The organism is Microlunatus endophyticus (assembly GCF_014646195.1).
GTDB classification, from domain to species: Bacteria; Actinomycetota; Actinomycetes; order Propionibacteriales; family Propionibacteriaceae; genus Microlunatus; species Microlunatus endophyticus.
In genome coordinates this window covers 72877-96993 of record NZ_BMMZ01000001.1, presented here as the reverse complement: position 1 = coordinate 96993, position 24117 = coordinate 72877, and the positions used below count along the sequence as shown (strand labels likewise).

At 67.3% G+C, this 24117-nt stretch carries 25 protein-coding genes; 13 read left to right on the top strand and 12 right to left on the bottom strand.

Going from position 1 to position 24117, the window contains the following annotated elements:
- The first annotated feature begins 23 nt into the window (after positions 1-23).
- From IEY07_RS00535 to IEY07_RS00520, 4 genes are all read left to right on the top strand, one after another.
- Positions 24-803, top strand: a complete 780-nt coding sequence (locus tag IEY07_RS00535; protein WP_188893228.1) for a class I SAM-dependent methyltransferase — start codon at positions 24-26, stop codon at positions 801-803.
- Complete coding sequence (locus IEY07_RS00530) at positions 800-1234, top strand: GNAT family N-acetyltransferase (protein ID WP_188893227.1); 435 nt, start codon at positions 800-802, stop codon at positions 1232-1234. The genes IEY07_RS00535 and IEY07_RS00530 overlap by 4 nt, the downstream gene beginning before the upstream one ends.
- A gap of 125 nt (positions 1235-1359) precedes the next feature.
- On the top strand, positions 1360-2322 hold the full coding sequence (locus IEY07_RS00525; protein WP_188893226.1) for a hypothetical protein: 963 nt from the start codon (positions 1360-1362) through the stop codon (positions 2320-2322).
- Positions 2323-2342: 20 nt separating this feature from the next.
- Positions 2343-3473 (top strand): serine hydrolase domain-containing protein, encoded by a 1131-nt coding sequence (locus tag IEY07_RS00520; RefSeq protein WP_229669581.1) that lies wholly within the window; start codon positions 2343-2345, stop codon positions 3471-3473.
- A 3-nt stretch (positions 3474-3476) separates the two neighbouring features.
- Here IEY07_RS00520 and IEY07_RS00515 read toward each other — a convergent pair whose 3' ends face one another.
- The 3 genes from IEY07_RS00515 to IEY07_RS00505 are packed head-to-tail and all read right to left on the bottom strand — an operon-like array spanning position 3477 to position 6409.
- On the bottom strand, positions 3477-4481 hold the full coding sequence (locus IEY07_RS00515) for a 4-hydroxy-3-methylbut-2-enyl diphosphate reductase (RefSeq protein WP_188893225.1): 1005 nt from the start codon (positions 4479-4481) through the stop codon (positions 3477-3479).
- Between the two features lie 42 nt (positions 4482-4523).
- Positions 4524-5690, bottom strand: coding sequence for an FAD-dependent oxidoreductase (locus tag IEY07_RS00510; protein ID WP_188893224.1), 1167 nt, complete (start codon positions 5688-5690; stop codon positions 4524-4526).
- Between the two features lie 47 nt (positions 5691-5737).
- Positions 5738-6409, bottom strand: a complete 672-nt coding sequence (locus IEY07_RS00505; protein ID WP_229669580.1) for a TetR/AcrR family transcriptional regulator — start codon at positions 6407-6409, stop codon at positions 5738-5740.
- A gap of 103 nt (positions 6410-6512) precedes the next feature.
- On the opposite strand from IEY07_RS00505, the gene xseA reads away from it, so the two are divergent.
- Positions 6513-7787, top strand: coding sequence for an exodeoxyribonuclease VII large subunit (xseA, locus tag IEY07_RS00500; protein WP_188893222.1), 1275 nt, complete (start codon positions 6513-6515; stop codon positions 7785-7787).
- Positions 7787-8017: an exodeoxyribonuclease VII small subunit gene (locus IEY07_RS00495; protein WP_188893221.1), complete on the top strand. Its 231-nt coding sequence runs from the start codon at positions 7787-7789 to the stop codon at positions 8015-8017. The genes xseA and IEY07_RS00495 overlap by 1 nt, the downstream gene beginning before the upstream one ends.
- A 28-nt stretch (positions 8018-8045) precedes the next feature.
- Here the strand turns inward: IEY07_RS00495 and IEY07_RS00490 are convergent, their stop codons facing one another.
- Entirely contained in the window at positions 8046-8606 is a 561-nt protein-coding gene (locus IEY07_RS00490) for a DUF4245 domain-containing protein (protein ID WP_188893220.1), read from the bottom strand.
- A 44-nt stretch (positions 8607-8650) separates the two neighbouring features.
- On the opposite strand from IEY07_RS00490, the gene IEY07_RS00485 reads away from it, so the two are divergent.
- Positions 8651-10069 (top strand): class II fumarate hydratase, encoded by a 1419-nt coding sequence (locus tag IEY07_RS00485; RefSeq protein ID WP_188893219.1) that lies wholly within the window; start codon positions 8651-8653, stop codon positions 10067-10069.
- Positions 10070-10124: 55 nt separating this feature from the next.
- Here the strand turns inward: IEY07_RS00485 and IEY07_RS00480 are convergent, their stop codons facing one another.
- Complete coding sequence (locus IEY07_RS00480; RefSeq protein WP_188893218.1) at positions 10125-11117, bottom strand: helix-turn-helix domain-containing protein; 993 nt, start codon at positions 11115-11117, stop codon at positions 10125-10127.
- A 62-nt stretch (positions 11118-11179) separates the two neighbouring features.
- Positions 11180-12172: an alpha/beta hydrolase gene (locus IEY07_RS00475; protein ID WP_188893217.1), complete on the bottom strand. Its 993-nt coding sequence runs from the start codon at positions 12170-12172 to the stop codon at positions 11180-11182.
- 213 nt (positions 12173-12385) lie between these two features.
- On the opposite strand from IEY07_RS00475, the gene IEY07_RS00470 reads away from it, so the two are divergent.
- The 3 genes from IEY07_RS00470 (at position 12386) to IEY07_RS00460 (ending at position 14047) form a co-directional block, all read left to right on the top strand.
- Positions 12386-12727 (top strand): nuclear transport factor 2 family protein, encoded by a 342-nt coding sequence (locus IEY07_RS00470; RefSeq protein WP_188893216.1) that lies wholly within the window; start codon positions 12386-12388, stop codon positions 12725-12727.
- A gap of 2 nt (positions 12728-12729) precedes the next feature.
- On the top strand, positions 12730-13560 hold the full coding sequence (locus IEY07_RS00465) for a MerR family transcriptional regulator (RefSeq protein WP_188893783.1): 831 nt from the start codon (positions 12730-12732) through the stop codon (positions 13558-13560).
- Positions 13561-13708: 148 nt separating this feature from the next.
- Positions 13709-14047 (top strand): hypothetical protein, encoded by a 339-nt coding sequence (locus IEY07_RS00460; RefSeq protein ID WP_188893215.1) that lies wholly within the window; start codon positions 13709-13711, stop codon positions 14045-14047.
- A 65-nt stretch (positions 14048-14112) separates the two neighbouring features.
- Here IEY07_RS00460 and IEY07_RS00455 read toward each other — a convergent pair whose 3' ends face one another.
- The 3 genes from IEY07_RS00455 to IEY07_RS00445 form a co-directional block, all read right to left on the bottom strand.
- A complete protein-coding gene (locus tag IEY07_RS00455; protein ID WP_188893214.1) occupies positions 14113-16047 on the bottom strand; it encodes an N-acetylmuramoyl-L-alanine amidase in 1935 nt (644 codons plus the stop codon).
- A 102-nt stretch (positions 16048-16149) separates the two neighbouring features.
- Positions 16150-17463, bottom strand: coding sequence for an RNA 5'-3' helicase PhoH2 (phoH2, locus tag IEY07_RS00450; RefSeq protein WP_188893213.1), 1314 nt, complete (start codon positions 17461-17463; stop codon positions 16150-16152).
- Between the two features lie 242 nt (positions 17464-17705).
- A complete protein-coding gene (locus IEY07_RS00445; protein ID WP_373288779.1) occupies positions 17706-18512 on the bottom strand; it encodes an isoprenyl transferase in 807 nt (268 codons plus the stop codon).
- Between the two features lie 191 nt (positions 18513-18703).
- Between IEY07_RS00445 and trhA the strand changes: the two genes are divergently transcribed.
- Positions 18704-19432, top strand: a complete 729-nt coding sequence (gene trhA, locus IEY07_RS00440) for a PAQR family membrane homeostasis protein TrhA (protein WP_229669579.1) — start codon at positions 18704-18706, stop codon at positions 19430-19432.
- A gap of 166 nt (positions 19433-19598) precedes the next feature.
- Here trhA and IEY07_RS00435 read toward each other — a convergent pair whose 3' ends face one another.
- Complete coding sequence (locus IEY07_RS00435) at positions 19599-20072, bottom strand: MarR family winged helix-turn-helix transcriptional regulator (RefSeq protein WP_188893212.1); 474 nt, start codon at positions 20070-20072, stop codon at positions 19599-19601.
- A gap of 79 nt (positions 20073-20151) precedes the next feature.
- On the opposite strand from IEY07_RS00435, the gene IEY07_RS00430 reads away from it, so the two are divergent.
- Together IEY07_RS00430 and IEY07_RS00425 are read left to right on the top strand one after the other, a co-directional pair.
- A complete protein-coding gene (locus IEY07_RS00430) occupies positions 20152-20664 on the top strand; it encodes a carboxymuconolactone decarboxylase family protein (RefSeq protein WP_188893211.1) in 513 nt (170 codons plus the stop codon).
- 66 nt (positions 20665-20730) lie between these two features.
- Positions 20731-21378, top strand: a complete 648-nt coding sequence (locus tag IEY07_RS00425; RefSeq protein ID WP_188893210.1) for a hypothetical protein — start codon at positions 20731-20733, stop codon at positions 21376-21378.
- Here IEY07_RS00425 and IEY07_RS00420 read toward each other — a convergent pair.
- Positions 21350-21826 carry a hypothetical protein gene (locus IEY07_RS00420; RefSeq protein ID WP_188893209.1) on the bottom strand — a complete coding sequence of 159 codons (477 nt, stop codon included), beginning with the start codon at positions 21824-21826 and terminating at the stop codon, positions 21350-21352. The genes IEY07_RS00425 and IEY07_RS00420 overlap by 29 nt on opposite strands.
- A gap of 167 nt (positions 21827-21993) precedes the next feature.
- Positions 21994-24048, bottom strand: a complete 2055-nt coding sequence (locus tag IEY07_RS00415) for a thioredoxin domain-containing protein (RefSeq protein ID WP_188893208.1) — start codon at positions 24046-24048, stop codon at positions 21994-21996.
- Positions 24049-24117 lie beyond the last annotated feature (69 nt).

Sequence of the window (24117 nt, the reverse complement as noted above, 5' to 3'; positions counted from 1 at the left end):
TGTTCGAACTAGGTTCGATGCCTGTGACGACTGACGCATGGGACAAGACCACCACCCGGAATTCGGCGTACTGGGAGGCCTTGGCACCGCACCGCCACGGGGAGCCCGTCGACTTCTTCCGCCAGGGCGGAAACGCTCTGACGGACCAGGAGCTGGCCGCCATCGGTGAGGTCCGCGATCGCCGGGTAATGCACCTGGCATGCTCCATGGGCGATGAGGCGATCACCTTCGCCCAGCTCGGAGCCCGGGTCACCGGGGTCGACATCGCGCCCAGCCATCTGGAGATCGGACGCGCCAAGGCAGACCAGGTCGGCGTCACGATCGACTTCGTCCAGCAGGACATGATGGCGCTCGATCACGCACTGACCGACTTCGACCTCATCTACATCTCCTGGGGCGGCATCTGCTGGGTGCCCGACCTCGAGGCCTGGGCCCGATCGCTGGCGGGTCGGTTGAATCCCGGCGGGCTGCTGGTGATCAGCGAACACCATCCGCTGTGGGAGATCCTGTCCGCCGGTAAGGACGGGACACTTTCGGTCAGCGGGGACTACTTCCACGCCGCCCGCGAAGGCTACCCGGACCCGGACAAGGCTCCTCAAATCACCCGGGAGATCGGAGCCCCGGCGCAGGTGCCGGTCAGCTACGTGTGGAACCTGGGGGCCGTCGTCCGTGCCGTCGTGAATGCCGGGTTGACAGTGCGCTCGCTGGAGGAATTTCCGGATGCCGAGAACTACCCTCACCTCGGGGCAGGAGCCACCCGCCTCCCGGCGACCTATTTGCTGACGGCATCGAAGCGACCATGAGACCCGAGCCCGCACTCCGCACGGCTTCGTTCGCCGACGCCGAGCAGTTGTTCGGGATGGCCCGACTCCTGGCCACTTCCGCAACACCACGCCGCGAAGCGTTCACGCAGGTCCTGGCCGACATCCTCGACGACCCGAACCGATACCTCATCGTTGCCGAAACCGATTCCGGTCTTGTCGGCTATCTCTACGGACTCACCCATCCCGCCTTCCACGCCAACGGCAACATCGGCTGGGTGGAGGAGCTTTACGTCGACCCCGGCCAACGAGGGACAGGACTTGGACGTCGGCTGATGGAGCGATTCGAGGAATGTGCCCGGCATACCGCCGACGCCCGCTACGTCGCCGTCGCAACGCGCCGGGCCGACGACTTCTACCGTGCCATCGGATACGCCGAATCGGCCACGTACTACAAGAAGGATCTGCGCTGATCGGTGAGATCATCAGTGTCCACACCGCGTCCCGCGGGAACGCCCAACCACAGCAATTCCGTACGACCACAAGGTGCTGGCCGAACGAACCGTCCTGGCCGCATACTGGTTCCGGAGGCACAATCATGGTCGAACCATCTCGAGGCAGCGGCGGCAGTCGATCGACTGCCGCCAAAATTCCCGTTCGACCGACCCATACCTGGAAGGTTGCGGATTTCCGCCCGGCCGGCCCGCACCACGCGGTCGAGAATCTCCCGGCGCACGTCGTCAGCGGCAGCATCGCGCTGATCCTGATCGTCTCGCCGATCGTCTTCCACCGTGCCTTCGCCGGCATGGGGCCGATCAACATCCTGATCGTGCTGGCAGGCGTCGGGGTTGCGATCTTGACCCTTCTGCTGTCCACCAAGGACTACCACCCAGCTCCGCGTCGCCGCCCGAGCTATCCACCCGGAGTCTCCAACCAGGAGAAGGCGGAGATCGCGCAGCTGGGCGCCGCGTACGGTCGATTTCGGGACGCGCTCGATTCGCTCCCCGAGGGCCAGCCCAAGAATCGGATCGGATTCGCGCTCGCCGGAACCGAGCCGGGCGACATCGCCCTGGGCATCATCACCTCCAACGCCTGGTCGGATTCGTGGCTGCCAGAACACAAACTCGAGGTCGATCCGCTTCGTGAGGCGACCGAGATCTACGACTACCTCGGCCGGATCGCCGCCAAGATTGCCGAATTCAGCGCACAGGCCGACGCCCTGCGCGACACACCGGTGGCTGCCCGTTACCGGCAGTACGCCGAGGATCTCACGACCGATCTCACCGCCGTACGCGATCGTGCCCGGGCCCTGTTCGCCTACCAGACCGATGTCAACCGGCTGTCACAGCTGCTCCGGGCCGAACACGCCCAGCCGCAGCTGGAACAAGACGCCGATGCCGTCCTCGACCTTGTCGCCGAAAGTCGCCGTCACCAGCTCGCGGCCGAGTATCTGCGACAGCGGCAGAAGGAGCTGGAGACGATCACCGATGGTCTGCGCGAGCTTCAGTCCATCCTCAACGACAACAGCACCCGACTCCCGACCCGCCCCGGACGCCACTGACTCCTGGCAGAGTTGGGCGGGTGAACTCACCGGTCAACGAACTGCTCCACCGTCATGTAGCCGCCGGAACGATTCCCGGCGCTGTCGCGCTGGTCGACGCCGGGGACGGCACCGAGCCGGTCAGCGCCGGCGCGGCGTCGATCGGTGGCCCGCCGATGCCTACGGACGCGATCGTCCGGATCCAGTCGATGACCAAGATCATCGAGGCCGTCGCAGCCTTGCGCCTGGTCGAATCGGGACGGCTTCAGCTCGACGGGTCGCTGACCGAATGGCTGCCCGAGCTCGATGATCGGCAGGTGCTGCGGACTCCGCTGGCGGAGCTGGACGACACCGTCCCGGCAACCCGACCGATCACGCTTCGGCACCTGCTGACCAACACCTCCGGCTATGGGATGATCATGGAATCGTCACCGCTGCAGCGGGCGATGACCGCCAACGGCACGGAGGCCGGATCGGATCCGGTCGATTTCGGGGCCGACGAATGGCTGCGCCGGCTGTCCGACCTGCCGCTGGCCTTCCAGCCGGGAGGAGGCTGGCGCTATCACCACTCCTTCGGGGTGTTGGGAATCCTGATCTCGCGGATCACCGGCCGACCGCTCGGTGAGCAACTGGCGGCCGACATCCTGCAGCCGCTCGGCATGAGCGACACGGCGATGTGGGTGCCCGAGGACAAGCTCGACCGGCTGCCAGCCGCTTATCGCTACGGCGAGACCGGGTGGATCGAGATTGAGCCGGCCGGCGGCGGCTTCTATGCGGGGCCGCCACCCTTCGACGTCAGTCACGGCGAGCTCGTCTCCACCGCCGCCGACTTCGGCCGATTCCTCAGCGTCCTCACCCGCGGCGGCGAGATCGACGGACGACCGCTGCTCTCTCCCGACCATCTCCGGCAGCTGACCAGCGACCAGGTGCCCGCCGACTGCAAGACACCGGAGAGCTTCTTCTTTCCCGGTTTCTGGGACGGGATGGGTTGGGGCTACGGCGTGATCATCCACACCACCGGATCCCGGCAGGGCCGCTACGGGTGGTCCGGTGGCCTGGGCACCGACTTCTACGTCGACCCCGACGGCACGGTCGCAGTGCTGCTGACGCAGGTGGAGATGGGTGCGCACATCGGGAGGTTGCTGGAGGACTTCCAGTCCCTCGGCAGCTGAGGATCAGTCGGCCGAAGCACCCGCTCGAAGATCACGACGCAGCTCCGGAGGCAGTGCGAAGACCAGGGACTCCTCGGTCAGTCGCTCTTCGGTCGCAACCGGGAATCCCTTGCGCTGCAGGTGATCGAGCACTCCTTGCACAAGATCATCGGGAACCGAGGCTCCGCTGGTGATCCCGATACTGCGCACCCCGTCGAGCCACTCGTCGGCGATCTCGCCGGCGTTGTCGACCCGGTAGGCCGCCGTGGCCCCGGCCTCCAACGCGACCTCGACCAGGCGTACGGAGTTGGACGAGTTTGCCGAACCCACGACGATCACCAGATCCGAATGATCGGCGATCTGCTTGATCGCTGCCTGTCGATTCGACGTGGCGTAACAGATGTCGTCGCTCGGCGGGTCGATCAGGTCCGGGAATTTCTCCCGCAGCCGCCGAACGGTCTCCATGGTCTCGTCGACGCTCAGCGTCGTCTGGCTGAGCCAGGAGACCTTGGACGGATCGCGGACCTCGAGGGAGTCGACGTCGGCTGGGGACTGCACCAGGGTGATGTTGGACGGCGCCTCGCCGGTCGTGCCCTCGACCTCCTCGTGGCCGGCATGGCCGATCAGCAGGATGTCCAGGTCTTCCCGGGCGAAGCGTTTGGCCTCGTGGTGCACCTTGGTGACCAGCGGGCAGGTGGCGTCGATCGTCTTGAGTCCGCGTCCCCTGGCCTCGTCCCGGACCGCCGGCGAGACACCATGGGCGGAGAAGACTACCGTGGCCCCCTCAGGAACCGACCCGAGATCGTCCACGAAGATCGCGCCGCGCTGCTCGAGCGTCTCCACGACGTGCCTGTTGTGCACGATCTGTTTGCGGACGTAGATCGGTGCTCCGTACGTCTCCAGCGCCCGTTCCACGGTGACGACAGCCCGGTCCACGCCGGCGCAATAGCCGCGTGGCGCAGCCACGACGACCCGCCGGCCGGTCGAGTCGGTGTGCGGCTGGTCGGTGGAGAGATCGAGCTGAGGCATGCCGCCAGTGTATGAGCGCCGGCCGGTCGATCCGACCGCCGGCTACTGCGGCGGTTGCTCGGCGGCGAAACCCTCGAACAGCGCGACCAGGTTGTCCATCGCGCCCGGGGAGAACATCAGTCTCATCTGGGCGTCGGTCTGGCCGGCCATGTCCGCGGCTCGGGCGAACATCTCCCCCTCGTACGCCTGCACCGCGGCGTCGAGGTCGTCGGGCTGCTCGATGATCCGCCTTGCCAACTCGGCACCGTCGAACAGCGCCAGGTTGGCTCCTTCGCCGGCAAAGGGAGACATCAGGTGCGCGGCGTCCCCGATCAGTGTCACACCGGACCGGTGGTCCCAGCGCGTTCCGGCGGGGAGCGCGTGGATCTTGCGGGGCACTGCCGGACCGTCCGCGTCGGTGACCAGGGACTGCAGGGTGGGGTGCCAGTCACCGAAGCTCGCCAAGACCGCCGCCGCGGCGGCTTCGGTGCGGTGGAAGTCGATGCCGTCCAGCCAGTCTTCCGGGGCGCGCACGGCGGTGTAGACGTGCAGGCTGTCGTCGGTCTCCCGGTGCGCGAGTATTCCGCGTTCGCCGTCCAGCGCGATGACGAACCCGCCGCCGAGCAGCTCCGCCGCCTCCGGGTGACGAGTGTCAGGATCCTGCAGGTCGGTCTCGACGAAGGAGATCCCTGCGTAGGCCGGCAGCGCATCGGTCAGCAGCGGCCTGATCCGGGACCAGGCGCCGTCGCCGCCGACCAGCAGATCCGCGATCACCGAGCCGCCGGCGGCGAAGATCACCTCGTGTCTCCCGTCGCCGAGCGGCCGGGCAGCGGTGATCTTGTGACCCCAGCGGACAGTGTCGGGCCCGAGGGCCGAGAGCAGCAGCGTACGAAGATCACCGCGGTCGACCTCGGGGCGGCCGCCGGAGCCGTCATCGCTGTGCTGGTGGCGGATCCGGCCACTGCGGTCGATCAGTCGCAGCTCCTGGCCACCAGGGTGGACGATGGCACGAAAGCCGTCGTAGAGCCCGGCGGCACGCAGCGCGGCCTGGCCGGTGTCCTCGTGGATGTCGAGCATGCCGCCCTGGGTACGAGCGTCGGCGGAGGCTTCGGCCTCGAAGATCGTCGCTTCGACGCCGTTGGCGCGCAGCACCGCGGCCAAGGCAAGGCCGGACATGCCGGCGCCGATGATCGCGATCGGCACATGCTCGGCTTGTGGGTCGTCAGTCATGATTCCTCCAAGGTCAGTGGGGTGGTGTGCCGGGCTGTGGTCGGTGATCACTCGCCCGGAACTTCGGTCCGGCTGAGGCCCTCGATCAGAGCCTGGAAACTCCAAGTCAGCCGTTCGGTGTGACTCCCGGCGAGCAGCAGATCGGACAGCTCGTGGATGTGTGGGTGGCGGCGGGGATCGACCGTCGACAGCGTTTGCCCCAGGGTTTCCCACTCCTGGTCGGCGGTCGCGCCGGCACCGGCATGCTCGGCCGCGTGCGCGGTCCCGGCCAGCAGCAGCAGATCGACACCCCAGGCGGCGCGGGTCCTGGCGACGCCGCCGTCGGCCAACAGCCCGAGGATCCGGTCGACCAGTCGCAGGTAGTTCGGCCCGTTCGGCCGGGTGGCGACAGCGGTCCGGGCCAGTTGCGGATTTGCCGTCAGGACTTCGACGTAGGAGGTGAGGACCCCGATCAGCTGGTCAGCCCAGTCCCCCGATGCGCCGCCCAGCTCGACCTCGCCGAGCAGTTCATCCAGGACCGCGGCGTGCAACTCAGCGGTGTTGGCGACGTAGACGTACAACGAAGCGGGACCGGTGTCGAGTTCGGTGGCCAGCCGCCGCATCGTGACCCGCTGCAGGCCCTCCGTCCGCATGATGGCGACGGCGGCAGCGATGATGCCTTCCCGGGTCAGGGCCGGTTTGGCCGGTCGCTCGCGCCGGCTCGTTCGTGACTCGCTCACACGAATCAGCGTAACGAACATGTTCGTTACGAACAAGTACGTAACGACCATGTTCGACCGCCTGTTTCGGTCGTTGTCCGCGGGGCGCACTATCGTCTCGGCCATGCCGATGGACTCCTCGCCGGACAACCCGCAGCCGCTGCGGGTGGTCGCCCATGCCGTCAAAGGCTGGGTGGAGCGGTTGGGCTGGGTCTGGGTCGAGGGTCAGTTGATCGAGATCAACCGGCGCTCGGGGTCGCGTACGGTCTTCCTCACCCTGCGGGACAAGCTGGCCGACGTCTCGGCGAGCATCACCATCTCCCCCGCCAATCTCGACCTCGCCGGTCCCCTCTCGGAGGGGGCGACGGTCGCGGCCAAGGTCCGGCCGACCTACTACAGCCCGACGGGCAGATTCTCCTTCTACTGCGAGGAGGTCAGACCGGTCGGCGAGGGCCGGCTGCTGGCCAGGCTGGAGCAGACCAAACGGCTGTTGCAGGCCGAGGGCCTCTTCGACCGGGTCCGCAAGAAGCCGCTGCCCTTCCTCCCGAGGACGGTCGGTCTGATCACCGGGGCGCAGAGCGCGGCCGAGCGCGATGTCGTCGAGAACGCACGGCGCCGCTGGCCGGCAGTCCGCATCGACATCCGCAACACCCTGGTGCAGGGTCCGCAGGCGGCCGCGGAGATCATCGGCGCGCTGCAGCAGCTCGACCGCGACTCGGGCGTCGACGTGATCGTGATCGCGCGCGGCGGTGGTTCGCTGGAGGATCTGCTGGCCTTCTCCGACGAGGGTCTGGTCCGTGCTGTCGCCGCCTGCCGAACTCCTGTGGTGAGCGCGATCGGCCACGAGAGCGACCAGCCGATCCTGGACCTGGTCGCCGATGTCCGGGCCTCGACGCCGACCGATGCCGCGCGCCGGATCGTCCCGGATGTGACCGAGGAGTCGCAGCGCGTCCGGCAGGCGAGGGACCGCGGCCTGGCGGCCATCACCAAGATCATCGAGCGTCAGCAGGAGTTCCTGACCGCGACCCGGAGCCGGCCGGTGCTGACCGACCCGACCGCAAGTTTCGACCTGCGCTACGAACAGCTCACCACACTGCGACACCGCGGCTATCGGGCCATCAGCCACCTGCTGTCCGCCGAGTCGTCGACGATCGATCACACCCTGGCACGGGTCAGGGCGATGTCGCCGAAGGCAACCCTGGAGCGCGGATACGCGATCCTCGTCGATCAGGACGCCGTCACCGTGACCGCTGCCGGCCAGGTGCGCGAGGCCGATGCGCTGACCGCACACCTGGCATCCGGGCGGCTGTCGTTGACGGTTGCCGAGCGCCACCTGACCGACCAAGAACAGCCCGACGCCGACCAGCCTGACCCCGACCGGCAAGAATTGGACCAGTGATGACCGAGCAATCCCCCGACACCGAGGATCTCTCCCAGCTGAGCTACGAGCAGGCTCGCGAGGAACTGGTCGCGGTCGTCCAGCGGCTGGAGTCCGGCGGCGCCCCGTTGGCCGAGTCGCTCGCCCTTTGGGAGCGGGGCGAGAAGCTCGCCGCCGTCTGTCAGCAGTGGCTGGACGGGGCGAAGGAGACGGTCGAGGCCGCCCGCCGCGCCGGCGATCAACAAACCTGACCAACAATCGCGATCGGCAGGCGCGACGCTACGACTTCGTCTCAGAGTGCAGTAAGCCGACGTAGGTCTCCAGCAGGGAGTAGTCGACGTCGCCGCTCACGATCGATGTCACATGCGGCGCGCTGAGCACCAGCGACCGGGTCCGGTTGTCGTCGGTGACCAGGCGCTTCCAGGTCTGACCGTCGACGGTGCTGGTGCCGTCGGGTTCGCCCTCCCGGGAGACGGCGGCGACCATGTCATTGGGCAACTGGTCGCCCTGGTCGAGCTCGATGTAGAGGCCTGAATCGGTGAGCACACCGAGCTGCCACTGGTTGCGGACCGATTCCTGGCCGGTCGGATCCGGCTGACCGATCTTGGTCCACGAGACCCGGGTGGCGCGCCACCCGGCCGGCAGCTCGATCGGAGTGAGGACTGCGTACGGCGCTTGCTGGCGGGCCTGCGCCGCGACCGGCCGCCAGTTGACCGTCGCCACCTTCGCATCACTGGGGCCCCGGGTGAAGAACGCCACGATGATCGCCAGCGGGACCAGGATCACCAGCAGCGACAGGAACATGTCCCGATTGCCCGCCGGTCTCCTTGCCTGTGCCACGGCCCCATCCTGCCATCCCCAGGCTGTCGGGTAAGAATGTGCTCATGAGCGAAAGCGCCTCGGGCTCCAACGACGACGTCAGGATCGAACACGACACCATGGGCGAGGTGCGGGTTCCCGCCGCCGCGCTGTGGAAGGCCCAGACCCAACGAGCGGTGGAGAATTTCCCGATCTCCTTCCGGCCGATCGACCCGGCGCTGATCGCAGCACTGGCCCGGATCAAGGGTGCGGCCGCGACGACCAACGCGCGGTTGGGCGTCATCGACGAGGCGATGGCCGCTGCGATCGTCGAGGCCGCGTCCGCAGTAGCCGACGGGCAGCACGATGGCGAATTCCCGATCGATGTGTTCCAGACCGGTTCCGGCACCTCGAGCAACATGAACGCCAACGAGGTGATCAGTTCGCTGGCCAGCAGCATCCTGGGCAGCGCGGTCCATCCCAACGATCACGTGAACGCCTCACAGTCGTCCAACGATGTGTTCCCGAGCGCGATCCACATCGCCACCACCGACGGCTTGATCAACACCCTGGCGCCGGCCCTGGAACACCTGCGCGACACGCTGGCGGCCAAGGCCGAGGAATTCGCCGAGGTGGTGAAGAACGGCCGTACGCACCTGATGGACGCCACGCCGGTCACGCTGGGGCAGGAATTCTGCGGCTATGCCGCACAGATCAACAACGGGATCGAACGGGTCCAGGCAACACTGCCGCGGGTGGCCGAACTGCCGCTGGGAGGCACAGCGGTCGGCACCGGCATCAACACTCCGCCGGGCTTCGCCGAGTCCGTGATCAGCATCGTGGCCGAGCAGACCGGGCTGCCGCTGGTCGAGACGCGCAACCACTTCGAGGCCCAGGGCAGCCAGGACAGCATCGTCGAGGCCTCCGGGGCGCTGAAGACCATCGCGGTCAGCCTGACCAAGATCGCCAACGACATCCGGTGGATGGGTTCGGGGCCACGCTCCGGGCTCGGCGAGATCAGTCTCCCCGATCTGCAGCCCGGCTCGTCGATCATGCCCGGCAAGGTCAACCCGGTGCTCTGCGAGGCGACCGTGATGGTGTCGGCGCAGGTGATCGGCAACGACACGACCATCACCCTCGCCGGTGCCCAAGGCAACTTCGAGCTCAATGTCATGCTCCCGGTGATCGCCCGCAACATCCTGGAATCGATCAGACTGCTGGCCAATGTCAGCACCCTCTTCGCCGACCGGTGCATTGCCGGCATCACCGCCAATGTCGAACACGACCGCCAGCTGGCCGAGTCGTCGCCGTCGATCGTGACGCCGCTGAACCGCTACATCGGCTACGAGAACGCCGCGGCGGTCGCCAAGCAGGCGCTCAAGGAGGGTCGTACGATCCGCGAAGTCGTGATCGACAAGGGATTCGTCGCCGACGGCAAGCTGACCGAGGAGCAGTTGGACGCCGCACTCGACGTGCTCGCGATGGCCCGCCGGCCCCAGTCCTGATTTCGAAGGCAGTCCTGATTTCGAAGGCAGTCCTGATCCTGGGGCCGCGGCCCGGTCAGGCCAGGCGGTAGGACAGGTAGCCGACCATCAGCCGGTGGTTGCCCAGCGGTGCGGTGATGTCGTAGCCCAGCAACGTCGTGAGCCGCTCGACCCTGGCCTGCAGCGTCGCATGGTGCACCCCCAGGACCGAGGCAGCAGAGCGTCGGCTCCCGGTCAGGATCAGCGCCTCGACGGTGATCGCGGCCCAGGGGACCTCCTCGATCACCGCAGCCAGCCGGCGATGATCGGCATGCCGGCCGCGACCATGATCATGAGCATCATCGGCGCGGTGATCCGCCAGCGTGGTCAGGATGCCGAGATCCTCGGCGTCCACGACAGGTAACAGCCTGCCTGCCAGGCGGCGCGCCGCTACGGCGGTCTGCCAGGATGTCGGCAGCTCGTCCACCGCCCCGCGGACGCCCAGCCCCGCCAGCCGATAGTGCTGTTGATCAAGGTCCAGGACGGCCCGCCAGCGGTCCGGACCGATCGCAACGCTGACACCGGTGACACCGTCCGGCAGCGGGTCGTGCTCGGCGAGGGCCACCATCCGGAGATCATTGCGGCCGCTCAGCCGCAGTCGGGCCCCGGCGGCGCGGCGGTCCTCCTCGGATGCGTCCGGGTCGATCAACACCAGCAGCGGCTGCTGCAGTTCCAGCCGCCGCTGTTCGGTCACGGAGACGGCGAGCGCGAGTCGTTCGATGATCATCTCGTCGGTGGGTTGCGGCTCGCCGGCACGATCCAGCCATACGCATGCGCCAGCACGTCCGGGGACCGACCGGCGGAGTCCGACCGGACCGCCGTCGGTCCGACGATGTCCCGCACCGTCGATGATGATCACTGTCCGCCGGTCGGCGTAACCGGCCGGGCAACCGGCCAGCGTGACCGCCGCTCTCAACAGTGCTTCGGGTCCGACGTGGGAGGCGACGAGCACATCGAAGTGCGCCACGATCCGCAGCTCTGCGCCGGCCTGCGGATCGAGCGTCTGCAACCGCCCGAGCAGCTCCTGCATGGTGCTGACACGCTACACCGCAGTGACAACGCTCAGGCCGGCTTCGCCGAGACCGCCGGTCCTCACAGCGACAGCGTCCGGCGGATCCAGTCCTCGGCAGCACCGCGGGCCGAGACCGATACCGCCGCCTGGCCGCCCATCAGCTGGAAGCCGTGGAAACCGCCGGCCCACACGTGCAGTTCGGCCTGACCGCCGGCCGCCCAGATCCGGGAGGCATAGTCGATGTCCTCGTCCCGGAAGACCTCCGCCGATCCGACGTCGATGAAGGCCGGCGGTAGGTTGCGCAGATCATCGGCTCTGGCCGGGGCGGCGTACACCGAGACGTCCCGGCTCTCGTGCCCCTCGCCGAGAAGCGCGTCCCAACCGGTCTTGTTGCTCGTCCGGTCCCAGACCCCGATGCCCTGGTACTGCCGGCTGGAGACTGTGATGTTGCGATCGTCCAGCATCGGACAGAGCAGCAGCTGCCCGGCGAGTGCCGGGCCTCCCCGGTCACGAGCCAGCAAGGTGACCCCGGCCGCCAGGCCGCCGCCGGCACTCGCGCCGCCGATGATCAACCGACTCGGATCGATGCCGAGCTCGTCGGCGTGCTCGGCGGTCCACACCAGACCGGCGTAACAGTCCTCCACCGGCGCCGGGTCAGGATGCTCGGGCGCGAGCCGGTACTCGACACTGACCAGCACCAGCTTGTGCTGCTCGATCAGGTCGAGGAAGCCCGCGACGCCGTCGTGCCGGTTGCCGATGATCATGCCGCCACCGTGGGTGTGGTAGATCGCCGGTGCGGCCGCCAACGGCTCGGCCGGGGTCAGGATCGACAGGATGATGTCCGGCGCACCCGCCGGTCCCGGCACCGTCCGCTCGGTGTGCACGATCGGACGATCAGCGATCAGTTCCTCGATCGGCGGTGCCCAGCCGTCGTTTCCGGTTTCGCGCATCGGCGCGATCATCTCCGGCGTGATGCTGGACGGCAGGCCCTGCTGGGCCGCCGCTTCCAGCATCGGCAGCAGTTCGGGATCGTACGGCGGCCGCGGCAGCGCACGTTCTTCGACGGTGGTCATCCAGGTACCTCCTCGTTGAGATTTCACAGACCATCCTTCCCGGACCACACCGGCTCCGACCACCGCCGACTGGGGCGATTCCGGTGGTACGAGTCCGCCATCCGGCGGAACCTCCGAGTTTCGACCGCACGGTTTGACCTTGCCCCCGGGGCAAGCCGGAGCCTGATCACGGCGCCGCACCGGGCGGCGTCCAGGACGATCAGGAGACGACAGATGAGCACATCGACAACGAGCGCACCAGCACCGGTCCAGCGTTACCTGGCGGCCGATGAGTCGGCCGACGCCGCTGCTCTGGCAGCGACCTTCGCGCCCGCGGCGACAGTCATCGACGACGGCCACGCCTACTTCGGCCGGGATGCCATCAGCGCCTGGCGCAACGGCCCGGCGAGCGAATGGACCTACACCCAGGAGATCACCGATGCAGGCGCCACCGGGCCGAACACGTACGGTCTGACCATGCACCTGGAAGGGAACTTCCCCGGCGGGGTCGCCGACCTGCACTACCGCTTCGCCGTCCTCGACGATCAGATCGTGCACCTGACGATCGAGCCGTGATCATGTCGACGCTGGTGCCGATCGGCGAATTCTCGCTGATGACCAACCTGTCCCGGAAGGCGCTGCGGATCTACCACGAGCTCGGTCTCCTCGAGCCGGCCGAGGTCGACCAGCACAACGGCTACCGCTACTACGCCACCGACCAGATCGGCACCGCGCAACTCATCCGCCGGTTCCGTGATCTCGGGATGGGCATCCCCGAGGTCAAGGCCGTCCTGGCCGCACCGGACGAGGACAGCCGCAATGCCTTGCTGACAGCGCATCTGCACCGGATGGAGGCACACCTACGCCAGACCGCGGACACCGTCGCCGCGCTGCGGGACCTGCTGTCGCCGCACCCGGCGGCTGTTGATGTCAGCTTCCAGACATTCGACGCGCTGCCCGCCTGGTCGATCAGCAGTGCCGTGGGTTCTGATGATCTTGGAGCCTGGTTCGCCGACTCGCTGGACCGGCTGATCACCGCCGCTCGCCGGAAGGCGATCCCGGTCACCGGCCCGCTGGGTGGAGTCTTCGAGCGCGAATTGGTCAGCGACGAGTTCGGGCGGATGACCTTGTTCGTCCCGACGCCGGCCGTCGACCCGCCGCCGGGTGTGGCAGCAGTGACGATCCCGGGCGGCGACTACGCGGTGCTCACCCACCACGGATCACACCACGAGGCTGACCGCGCCTACGGCGAGCTCGGGAGATACGTCAGCGAGCAGGTGATCGGAGCGCCGGGCCTGATCCGGGAGCGCTACCTCCCGATCGACCCGGCGGCCGATGCCCTGGACGTACGCTTCGGCGCCCCGGAATCCCGGACCGAGATCTGCTGGCCGGTCGTTTCCCGGGCGTAAGGTGGGTAACCGAGACAACAACAAGACAGCAACAACAAGACAGCAACCCTGTCACCGGGACGGCCCACGAGCTGACCGGCCGTCCAGCGGAATCAACCCACCTGTCATCGACGCCGGTGTCAACCACCGACAGGAAGGGACGCTGACAATGTCTGTCTCGCACGCAACGCCGTCATTCCTGCACAGCCACCGCCATACCGATCGGCGAACCGCACCCAAGTCCCGGGCGGCCATGGACCCGCAGCGGCGGTCCAAACTGATTCTCGAAGGCATCGGAGCCTTCCTGTTCGCCGTACTGATCACCGGGTTCATCGGCCTGGCGCTCACGATTGCACCGACGCCCGGGCCGAGTTCGGCCTACGGCGCCGACGGTGCGTCGTACGTCACCCCGCCGAACTGGGCCGTCTTCTGGCTCGTGGTCATCCTGATGGATGTCGTCGCGCTCTTCGCGTACGGCATCGCCTCGGCATCCCGCGCCCAGCAGTGACGCCACATCGGTAACCCGGAAGACCGGGTCCCGGCCCGCTGGGTCGCAGCGGGCCGGGAAGCCGATCATCGCGCCGGGACGATGTCCACGTCAGCCGCCTTCACGTACATGATCCGGTGGCCGAAGGAGATCTGCAGATACTTCGTCGTGCCTCGGATGTCGATGTGATCGGTCGGCGGCGTGCCGTCGAAGGTGACCGCCCGGTAGTAGTCGGTCGACACCGTGGCATCACTGAGCACGGCCGACTGCCCGGCCAGCAGCTGATAGTCCAGCGACGCCGTGCCCTGGTCCGGGATGCCGGCCGGATAGGCCGACGACTCGGGATAGGCGCGGCCGTAGGTCGTGACCGCCGCCACTCCGGGCTTCGGCTTGATCAGGTAACCGCCGTAGGCGATCGCCGTCGGATGCTTCTTCGGGTTGTAGAACCACGCCTGCTGGCCCAGATACCAGATCGCCGTCCAGTTCCCCGACCGGCCGGCGACCGCATAGTCCTGACCCGCCGCCGCACGCGCTGCCACATCGGCGACGTCGGTAGTGCTGTCACCGCCGGCATGCATGTCGATGTCCTTGACCAGCGGAGAATCCTGGCTCGGCTCGGTGTGCAGGTAGACGAAGTTGGTGCCCTGCGGGTCACACGGCTGCCCCACGGTCGTACATCCGGTCACCGGCTGCTGGTTGTCGTCGAAGCCCGGCAGGATCCTCACGATCTGGCTGGACGGCTTGCCGTGCCGAGCCTGCAAAGGGGCGCCCAGCAGGTCGAAGTAGTGCTCCCAGTTCCAGTACGGACCCGGATCCCAGTGCATGCCCGCAACATTTGCCGCGTTGATCCCTGGCACGTTGTCGTGGCCGAGGATGTGGGCCCGGTCCAGCGGGATGTTCCACTTCTGGGCCAGGTAGCGGACCAGCCGGGCCGAGTTGCGATAGAGGGACTCGCTGAACCAGGTCGCACCCTGGGCGGCGAAGCCTTCCTGCTCGACGCCGATCGAGTGCTGGTTGATGTACCAGTTGCCGGCGTGCCAGCCGACGTTCTTGGTCGCGATGTGCTGGGCGACCTGGCCATCGGAGGACCGGATCGAGTAGTGCCAGCCGAGGTAGGTCGGATCCTGCACCAGTTGCAGGGTGGTGTCCCAGCTGGCCTCGGTGTCGTGCAGCACGATGTAGTCGACGGTCGGGCCGGCGGGGGTGTCGCGCGGCGCGAGATCGTAGTTGCCGTAGTCGCCCGACCCGGTCCCGTACTGCTCGTACGGCGCCGGGATCCACTCGCAGTCCAGGCTCGCCGGGCACTCGACGTTGGGGTTCTTCTTGGCGGAGCTCTGGGTCGCTCCGGCGAGCTTCAGCTTGCTCAACTGTGCCGTCCTGGGCGTCGTCCGGTCAGCGACCATGGTGACCCGGGTGCCGTCGTCGGTAGTCCGGGAGGCGCCGCCGGCCAGCGCCGCGTAGACGTCATCGGCGAAGGTCCTGGCAGTGGACTGATCGGCCGAGCCGCCGACCTTCGCGACGGCCGCGTACCACTGGCCGGGATCGGTGTCGGCGCCGGTGGCCAGGCCGAGCGACTTCTGGTCGTGGGCCAGCAGTGCGGCTCCGCCGCGGATGTTGGTGACCGGGTTCGTACGCACCTGGTTGCGGCCAACGCCGAGCAGTGTGGCCGCCTGGCCGAGTGAGTCCACGGAAGTCGGCTGCCCGGCGGCGGCCGTCTTGCCGGCACCGTCGTCGGCGAACAGCGTGCCGTCGATCAGATTCATCGGGCCGTAGCCGCCGTCGGTGTTGTGCTGGCCGTCGTGGGCGTCCCACAAGGTCTGGGAGTAGGACAGCGCCTCGAGCAGCGACTCCGGAACGCCGAACTCCTTGGACGCCTGGGCGAAGGCGGTCGCCCGGGCGACGGCCGGGTCGGCATGTGCCTGGGCGGCGGTGCCGAGCCCCACGGCTGCGATGGCTGCGAGGGCCGTCGCGCCGGCAGCCAGCCGGCGCGACGAGCCCCGCCATCGTACGGATCTGATCATCGATGACCTCCGGGAGAGAAGGATGTGCGTGATGGCCTGCCGGCCAGTCAATCACTAACCCCGGAGCGAGCGCACTAGGTGGTTTTGTTTCGTCACCGGCCTTTAACGCGGCAACTCCTCCAACAGGTCGGTCACCAGCTCCGCGATCTGCGATCGTTCGGAGCGGTGCAGCGTGACGTGGGCGAAGAGCGGGTGGCCCTTCAGCTTCTCGATCACCGCGACCACGCCGTCGTGCCGACCCACCCGCAGGTTGTCCCGTTGCGCGATGTCGTGGGTGAGCACCACCCGGGAGTCCTGGCCGATCCGCGACAGCACCGTCAGCAGCACATTACGCTCCAGCGACTGTGCCTCGTCGACGATCACGAAGGCGTCGTGCAGCGACCGGCCGCGGATGTGGGTCAGCGGCAGCACCTCGAGCAAGCCGCGTTCCAGCACTTCGTCGATCACCACCTTGGAGGTGACCGCACCGAGGGTGTCGAAAACCGCCTGGGCCCAGGGGTTCATCTTCTCCCCCTCCGAGCCCGGCAGATAGCCGAGATCCTGGCCGCCGACCGCATAGAGCGGACGGAAGACGATCACCTTGGAGTGCTGCTGGCGCTCCAGCACCGCTTCGAGCCCGGCGCACAGGGCCAGGGCGGATTTCCCGGTGCCGGCCCGTCCGCCGAGTGAGACGATGCCGACACTGGGATCGAGGAGCAGATCGAGGGCGACCCGCTGCTCTGCGGACCGGCCGTGGATGCCGAACGCGTCCCGATCGGAGTTGATCAACTTCACGTCCTTGTCGGGCGTCACCCGGCCGAGCGCGGTCGCCGTACCCGTGCCGAGCACGATCCCTGTGTGACAAGGCAGATCCCGGGCGTCGTCGAGATCAACGCGACCGGTCTCGTACAACTTATCAAGATCATCTTTGGAGACCACGACCTCGGTCATCCCGGTCCATCCGGAGTCCGGTGGCAGCTCCGCCCGGTATTCCTCGGCCGGCAGACCGACCGCCGAGGCCTTGACCCGCATCGGGAGGTCCTTGCTGACCAGGACGACCTCACGGCCTTCCTTGGCGAAATTCAGCGCGACGGCGAGTATCCGGGAGTCGTTGTCGCCCAGCCGGAAACCGACCGGGAGAACGCCGGGATCGGTGTGGTTGAGCTCGACGTGGATGGTGCCGCCCTCGTCATTGACCGGCACCGGTGCATCCAGCCGGCCGTGGGCGATCCGCAAGTCGTCCAGGCTGCGCAACGCCTCGCGGGCGAAATATCCGAGCTCGGGATGATGACGCTTGGCCTCCAGTTCACTGATCACCACGACCGGCAGGACGACATCGTGTTCGGCGAACCGGCGCAGGGCCCGAGGATCGCTCAACAGGACGGACGTGTCGATGACATAGGTGCGCTGACCCGGGTCTGATGTTGCTTCTGGCACTCTCGGTCCTCACTGGGGGCCGCGCAACAGCGTCACCCGGCCCCACGTGCTCACGTGGTCGGCCGGGGCGGACAGGTGCTCGTCGTCGAACGTGCTGTCCGGTGACGCGTTCGCACCAGGTGCATTCGCCGCCTCCCCGGCGAGGCACTTCCCCATGCCTCGCATCGACAACGCTAGTCCCGCCGGCGCCGCATCGATGGATCGCAGTGGGTGTGTCGCAGGTCGGGGAAATGCGGTCCGGGCTACTTGCCGAAGCGACGTTCGCGCTGGTTGTAGGACCGCAGTGCGCGGATGAAGTCGACCTTGCGGAAGTCCGGCCACAAAGCCTCGTGGAAGTAGAATTCACTGTGCGCCGACTGCCACATCAGGAAGCCGGAAAGCCGCTGCTCCCCCGAGGTCCGGATGATCAGATCGGGATCGGGCTGGCCCGCGGTGTAGAGGTGGTCGGCGATGTGGTCGATCTCCAGGGTCTCGGCCAGTTCGGTGATGGTCATTCCCTGTTGGGCCTTCTCGGCCAGCAGTGACCGGAACGCGTCCCGCAGCTCGTGCCGGCCACCGTAGGAGACGGCGATGTTGATCATCATCCCGCCGACGTCCTTGGTGTCGGCCTCGGCCCGGCGCAGCACCTCGGCGGTCTCGGCCGGGACCAGGTCCATCGCCCCGACCGGGTGCACCCGCCAGCGACGGGTGGATGCGAGATCGGTGACCAGTTCCTCGATCACCTTCAGCAGTGGCACGATCTCGTCGCCGTCGCGGGCGAAATTCTCCGTGGAGAGGACCCACAAGGTCACGACCGGGATCTTGACCTCTTCACACCAGGCGACGAATTCCTTGAGCTTGTCCGCACCGGCCCGGTAGCCGACGGCCAGCGGCTGGCCCGGCGCATTGACCCGGGCCCAGCGCCGGTTGCCGTCGGCCAGCACGGCGACATGCTCGGGCAGTTGATCATGGTCGAGCTCGGAGATCAGCCGGTGTTCGTAGGTCGAATACAGCCAGCTCGACGGGTGCAGCCGGTCGGCGATCTCGCGCAGCCGCTCCAGTCGTGACACGGACTGCAGACTACGCTGTCGCAACCGTGCCCGGCAGCCAACCCGGCCGATGATCAAGATTGGGCAACATCACACACGGCGCTCAGACAGCGTTCATAGGCTGGACACACGCCGCTCGATACGGTCGGGGTGCGTTCAGCCGGCTGCACCGACCGCATCGCCGGCAAAACCGATCGGCACGAGGAGCGCGGATGACCAGCAACGTCGACCGGCAGGCCGACCTGACGCCGGCCCCGGAGCCGTACGACTTCGATGCCATGCCGGACCCTGGTGTGGGGGCGCTGCGGCTGGTCAAACCGCGGATGCGGGGCTGGCTGCATGCTGGCGTCACGCCCGCGGCGTGCGTCGCCGGGCTGATCCTGGTCACCCACACCACCTCGTCTGCGGCTCGGGCCGGATCGCTGATCTTCCTGGCCTCGGCGGTGCTGCTCTTCGGGACCAGCGCGGTCTTCCACTGCCGCAACTGGAACCCGCCCAGCTACCGCTTGTTGCGACGGATCGACCACTCCAACATCTACCTCTTCATCGCCGCGTCCTACACGCCGTACGCGCTCTGCCTGCTCTCCGGTGCGTCTCGCGGCTGGCTGCTGACCCTGGTCTGGACCGCCGCCGTCGCAGGGCTGCTGTTCCGGACCCTCTGGCTGAGCGCCCCGCGCTGGCTCTACACCCTGATGTACGGGGTGATGGGACTGTCGGCAGCGGCCTGGCTGCCGCAGTTCCTCCCCGATGTCGGCCCCGGGATCTTCGCGATGATGTTGGGCAGTGGGTTCGTGTACTCCGTCGGGGCCGTCGTCTATGCCGTCCGCTGGCCGAATCCGGCGCCACGCTGGTTCGGCTATCACGAGGTCTTCCACGCCTGCACGGTCGCGGCCTTCGCTCTGCAGTACGTCGCGCTCTCGGCGGTCGCTGCGGCCGACTGACCCGGCCCGCGGGTGCGGCGATACTCGTATCTGCGTATCCGCCCAGGTGCGTTTCCCGACCACGGCCGGGTTCGACGGCGGATCCCGGCTGGATCGCGTACGTTTTCCGACCGTGGCGGGGGCCAGCCCCGACGGCGTGCGTTTGGCGCCATCGGGTGCGGAGCGATCAGTCGGCGCTGCCCTCGGGTCCGAATCCCGCCCGCCCCTCCAGCCGGAGCGCTCGGTCTCCCACCAGGCTGGAAAGATCATCTTCGAGCTGATCAAGACGGCGCCGACCGATCGTCGTCGCCCACTCGTCGGCGAGCTGCTCGAAGATCACCGCGCTGCGATCGAGCATGTCCATCCCCCGCTCGGTGCGCGTGGCGATCTTGCGCCGGGCGTCCTGGGGATCGGCGTCGATGCGCAGGTAGCCGAGGTCAACCAACCGGTTCACGGTCTTGGTCGCGGCCTGCTTGGAGATCCCCAGCGTTCTTCCTACCTCGGAAACCGATGCCCCCCGACCGACGGCCTGCATAGCGAATCCATACGCGGAACGCATGTTCGGATGTCCCTGCTCCCCCAGGCGCCGGTTGGCTTCGTCGGTGATCGCCTCGAATCCGGCGAGCAGCAACAGCGGCAGTACGAATCCCGGTCGGCTCATCAAACCTCCTTGAACGTCAACCCGGTTGACTGTATCGTCCCAGGTATTCGTCAACCTGGTTGACTACCTAGGAGACCACATGTCCACCACCAGCTTTCCCACCCATACGCCCGAGACCGCGCCCGCCGCGGCGCGGCCTGCCATGATCAGGACCGCGGCCGAATTCGGCACTGTGCCGCCCGCGCTCGGACGGCTCGCAACCTCGCCGGTACTGCTGAACGGGTTCCTGGACGCATCGGCCGCCTTCGAACACAGCTCCCTGGATCGCATCGCCCAGGAGGTCGTCATCATGACAGTCGCCGTAAGGAATGGTTGTCGGGTCTGCGTCGGCATCCACAGCGGGTTCCTGCGCAAGCTGGGTCGAGCCGAACTGATTGCGCCGCTGCGCAGCGGAAGGCCACTGGATGATCCGATGCTGGAGGCCGTACGGCAGTTCACACTGCGGCTGCTCGCGACGACCGGTGACGTGCCGGACGACGAACTGCAGGAATTCCTGGCCGCGGGATTCACCCCGGAGAACGCGCTTGAGATCGTCTACGGCATCGGTGCCTACACCATGTCGACCTTCGCCAACCGGCTCGTGGGCCTGTGATCGGGCCCGACCGCGGCCTGTGGATGAAGCAGCCGTCGGCGTCCGGATCCGGCGTACGCTGCCGCCATGGTCCAGTACAACCATCTGCTGCCGGACGGTACGACGCTGCACGTCCACGACGTGGGGACGGGCCAGAAATATCTCCAGCGGATGCTGTGGAGCTACATGGAGGGCTCGAAGGAGTCGCTCGTCATCGGGACCGAAGAACGTGCCCAGGCAGTCGCGCTACCGACAACTGTCTGGCTGCACGACATCGCCCTCCAAGATCGGCGCGCCAAGACCGGAGCAGAGGCTCTCGCTCGCCGAAGGCTCCAAGACTCGCAACGAGAGTGGCAATCCGAAGAGCACTTCACGGCGCTGCTTGCGGCAGCCCCCACGGGACGAGCCGATCCACAGCGGCGGCTTCCACCGCTCCGTGAACAAAGAACCGACGCTGTTGATGTCGAGATCGTCCAGCGCCACCTGGCTGACGTGATCGTTTGCCTGGAGTCCGGCGCGCTGGAGGTGATCATCCTCGGCGACGCGGGTATTGCTCAGGGTGTGATGCTCCCCGTCGACTACTGGCTGGAATATCTGGATCTCGAAGACGAGGAAGCGGGCGACGAGCGGATCGCCGAAATCGTACGGGAGCGGAAGAAGGCTCCGCTCGAGGACTCCATCGACCTCGATGATTTTCTCGCCGAGTTCAAAGACCTCGACGATGAGCATGAGTAAGTACCGGGTGATCGTCCATCCGGACTTCAGACCTCAATTCCAGGAGTTCCGGCGACTCGCCCCATCCGGAAGCCGGCCGGTCGCAGCCCGGGCCGCGATGAGTGCGATGCGGGCAGTGCGCGATGGTCAGGAAGCGAACTTCCGGGGCGAGCGGCTTGGCTTCGATCGCACCCACTACGACCTCCGCGATTGCGCCGAGATCAAGGTTGAACTCGTTCGGGAGTACGCGAAGAGTGGACGACGGCTCGGACCGTCGCACCGATTGATCTACCGCGAATTCGAACCAGTGGAGGGTGACCAACGTCCGATCCGACAGATCATCGCTTTTGAACATCGCAAGAACGGCAAGCCCTTCAAGGTCGCGGCCGAACGGCTCGGGCGGGACAAGGGCGTTGCAGACCCTCGCCTGGTCGGTCTTCCCACCACTCGACCGGCAGTCGGCCAGCACAAGGATCCGAACCGCCCGATCAGCCCTCACCGAATGCCGTTGCCTCCCGATCTTGCCGCTGTGCTGTCCACGACACAGAAGACACTCCCGACGCGTGCCCGAGGCAGACCCGTCGGCGCTGTGACCAGAACGGCAGACCCGCCGATCCGGCACCCTGTCCGCGATCGCTAGTCGGTGGCTCCGGTCAGCTCGGCGACAAGATCATCGGGATCCGTCAGCGGCATCCGACAGACGAACTGTCGGCAGACATACGCCGTCGGCGCGTTGTTGATCATGATCCGATCCTGCAGCAGCGGCACGTTGGGAGTATCCGGCAGTCCACCGACGACCACCGATCCGGCGGACACCTTCATCCTGGCCAACCGGACCAGGTCGCGGGCCTGCTGATCATCCGGATCACCGGTGATCGCCACCTCGACGAGCGAGTCCGTCACTCGCGTGACCACGTCGGCGAGCAGCCAGCCGGCGAATCTCGGTGCAGCGGTGATCAACTTTGCCGACGACCTGGCGGCCCGCTCTGCCCGCGCGGACAACTCCGGATCGCCCGCATAGGTGGCCAGACGCGTCAGTGCATGCACAGCGGTGCTCAGCCCGGATGGATAGGCGTTGTCGGTCGGGTCCTTCGGACGGTTGATCAAGGACTCCGCATCGTCGGCGACATCGTAGAAGCCGCCGTCGGGCGCGCTGAAATGATCATCGAGGATGTCCAGCAGTTGCCGGCTGCGTGCGGCCCAGACCGGATCGTCCGTCACCTCGGCCAGCCGCACATAGGCCCGGGCGACGCCGGCGTAGTCCTCCGCGCTTCCATCGGCTCGGCCGACAACTCCCTTGCGGGACACCCGGCGCAATCGCGCCCCGGTCCAGTGCAGGTCCCAGAGCAGCCGGCCGGCGCGCTCGGCTGCAGAGATCCAAGCAGGTCGGGAGAACAGTGCACCGGCATCGGCGAGCGAGTCGATCACCAGTGCGTTCCAGGCGGCGACCACCTTGTCGTCCCGGGCCGGTCGCGGCCGGACGGCCCGTGCAGCCGTCAGCCTGGCCCGGATCTCCAACCAGCGCTCATGATCGTCATGATCGAGATCCGTCAGCTGGAGGGTCGACTGTCCGCCCTCGGCCGTTCCGGTCTCGGTGACGCGACAGTGCTCGAACACCCATGGCGCCAGCTCCGGCCCGACCGCGGCGTGGACCTGGTCCCGCGTCCAGAGGTAGTAGGCCCCCTCGGTCAGCCTGCCGTCCGGACCGCGTGAGTCCGCGTCGAGACTGGCGGCGAACCCGCCCTGGTCGGTGACCATCTCCGACAGCAGCCAGTCGACCGTGTCAGTGATCACCGGGCCGAGCCTGTCCCGCAGTTCTTGATCATCGGCCAGTCGCCAGGCATGCAGGTAGCAGCCGAGCAGCAGGCCGTTGTCGTACAACATCTTCTCGAAGTGCGGCACCACCCAGCCGGAGTCGACGCTGTAACGGGCAAAGCCGCCGGCCAACTGGTCGTACATCCCGCTCTCGGCCATCGCGATCAGAGTCCCGTAGGCCATCCGCTCCGCCGCACCGCGTTGATCTTGGTCGGGCCAACTGCCGACGATTCGCAGCAATGCCTCGAGAACCATCGACGGCGGGAATTTGGGTGCACCGCCGAAGCCGCCGTGTCGTTCGTCGTAGTCTCCGCCCAGGCCCTCCAGCGCACGGACGATGTCGTCTCGACCGATCGACGCTGCGACGTCTCCGCCACCGGCGTCGGACAGCCGCCGGCTGATATCGGCCGCGCCGGCACGGATCTCGTCGGCGCGCTCGCGCCAGGCCCCGGACACCGCATCCAGCACCTGGTCGAAGGAGGGCATCCCGCTCATCGGCGTCATCGGGAAGTACGTCCCGGCATAGATCGGGTCGCCCGCCGGCGTCAGGAAGACCGTCATCGGCCAGCCACCCTGTCCGGTCATCGCCTGCGTCGCCTGCATGTAGACCGCGTCGACATCAGGCCGTTCCTCCCGGTCGACCTTGATCGCCACGAAACCGGAGTTGATCTTGGCTGCGATCGCCTCGTCCTCGAACGATTCATGGGCCATCACGTGACACCAGTGGCAGGCGGCATAGCCGACCGACAGCAGAATCGGAACGTCGCGACGTCTGGCTTCCTCGAAAGCCTCGGGGATCCACTCCCACCAATCCACCGGATTCTCCGCGTGCTGGAGCAAGTACGGGCTCGTCGCGGCTGCCAGTCGATTGGCCATCCCCGTTACTCCTACCAGTGGTCTGTACGTTGGTTCCAGCCTAGGAGGTGGGTCGGGATGCCGTCGCGG

Coding starts and splice junctions, on each gene's coding strand:
- IEY07_RS00530 (WP_188893227.1), top strand. CDS start 800: ATGAGACCCGAGCCCGCACTCCGCACGGCTTCGTTCGCCGACGCCGAG.
- IEY07_RS00525 (WP_188893226.1), top strand. CDS start 1,360: ATGGTCGAACCATCTCGAGGCAGCGGCGGCAGTCGATCGACTGCCGCC.
- IEY07_RS00515 (WP_188893225.1), bottom strand. CDS start 4,481: ATGCCTCAGCTCGATCTCTCCACCGACCAGCCGCACACCGACTCGACC.
- IEY07_RS00510 (WP_188893224.1), bottom strand. CDS start 5,690: ATGACTGACGACCCACAAGCCGAGCATGTGCCGATCGCGATCATCGGC.
- xseA (WP_188893222.1), top strand. CDS start 6,513: ATGCCGATGGACTCCTCGCCGGACAACCCGCAGCCGCTGCGGGTGGTC.
- IEY07_RS00495 (WP_188893221.1), top strand. CDS start 7,787: ATGACCGAGCAATCCCCCGACACCGAGGATCTCTCCCAGCTGAGCTAC.
- IEY07_RS00485 (WP_188893219.1), top strand. CDS start 8,651: ATGAGCGAAAGCGCCTCGGGCTCCAACGACGACGTCAGGATCGAACAC.
- IEY07_RS00480 (WP_188893218.1), bottom strand. CDS start 11,117: ATGCAGGAGCTGCTCGGGCGGTTGCAGACGCTCGATCCGCAGGCCGGC.
- IEY07_RS00475 (WP_188893217.1), bottom strand. CDS start 12,172: ATGACCACCGTCGAAGAACGTGCGCTGCCGCGGCCGCCGTACGATCCC.
- IEY07_RS00470 (WP_188893216.1), top strand. CDS start 12,386: ATGAGCACATCGACAACGAGCGCACCAGCACCGGTCCAGCGTTACCTG.
- IEY07_RS00465 (WP_188893783.1), top strand. CDS start 12,730: ATGTCGACGCTGGTGCCGATCGGCGAATTCTCGCTGATGACCAACCTG.
- IEY07_RS00460 (WP_188893215.1), top strand. CDS start 13,709: ATGTCTGTCTCGCACGCAACGCCGTCATTCCTGCACAGCCACCGCCAT.
- IEY07_RS00455 (WP_188893214.1), bottom strand. CDS start 16,047: ATGATCAGATCCGTACGATGGCGGGGCTCGTCGCGCCGGCTGGCTGCC.
- trhA (WP_229669579.1), top strand. CDS start 18,704: ATGACCAGCAACGTCGACCGGCAGGCCGACCTGACGCCGGCCCCGGAG.
- IEY07_RS00435 (WP_188893212.1), bottom strand. CDS start 20,072: ATGAGCCGACCGGGATTCGTACTGCCGCTGTTGCTGCTCGCCGGATTC.
- IEY07_RS00430 (WP_188893211.1), top strand. CDS start 20,152: ATGTCCACCACCAGCTTTCCCACCCATACGCCCGAGACCGCGCCCGCC.
- IEY07_RS00425 (WP_188893210.1), top strand. CDS start 20,731: ATGGTCCAGTACAACCATCTGCTGCCGGACGGTACGACGCTGCACGTC.
- IEY07_RS00415 (WP_188893208.1), bottom strand. CDS start 24,048: ATGGCCAATCGACTGGCAGCCGCGACGAGCCCGTACTTGCTCCAGCAC.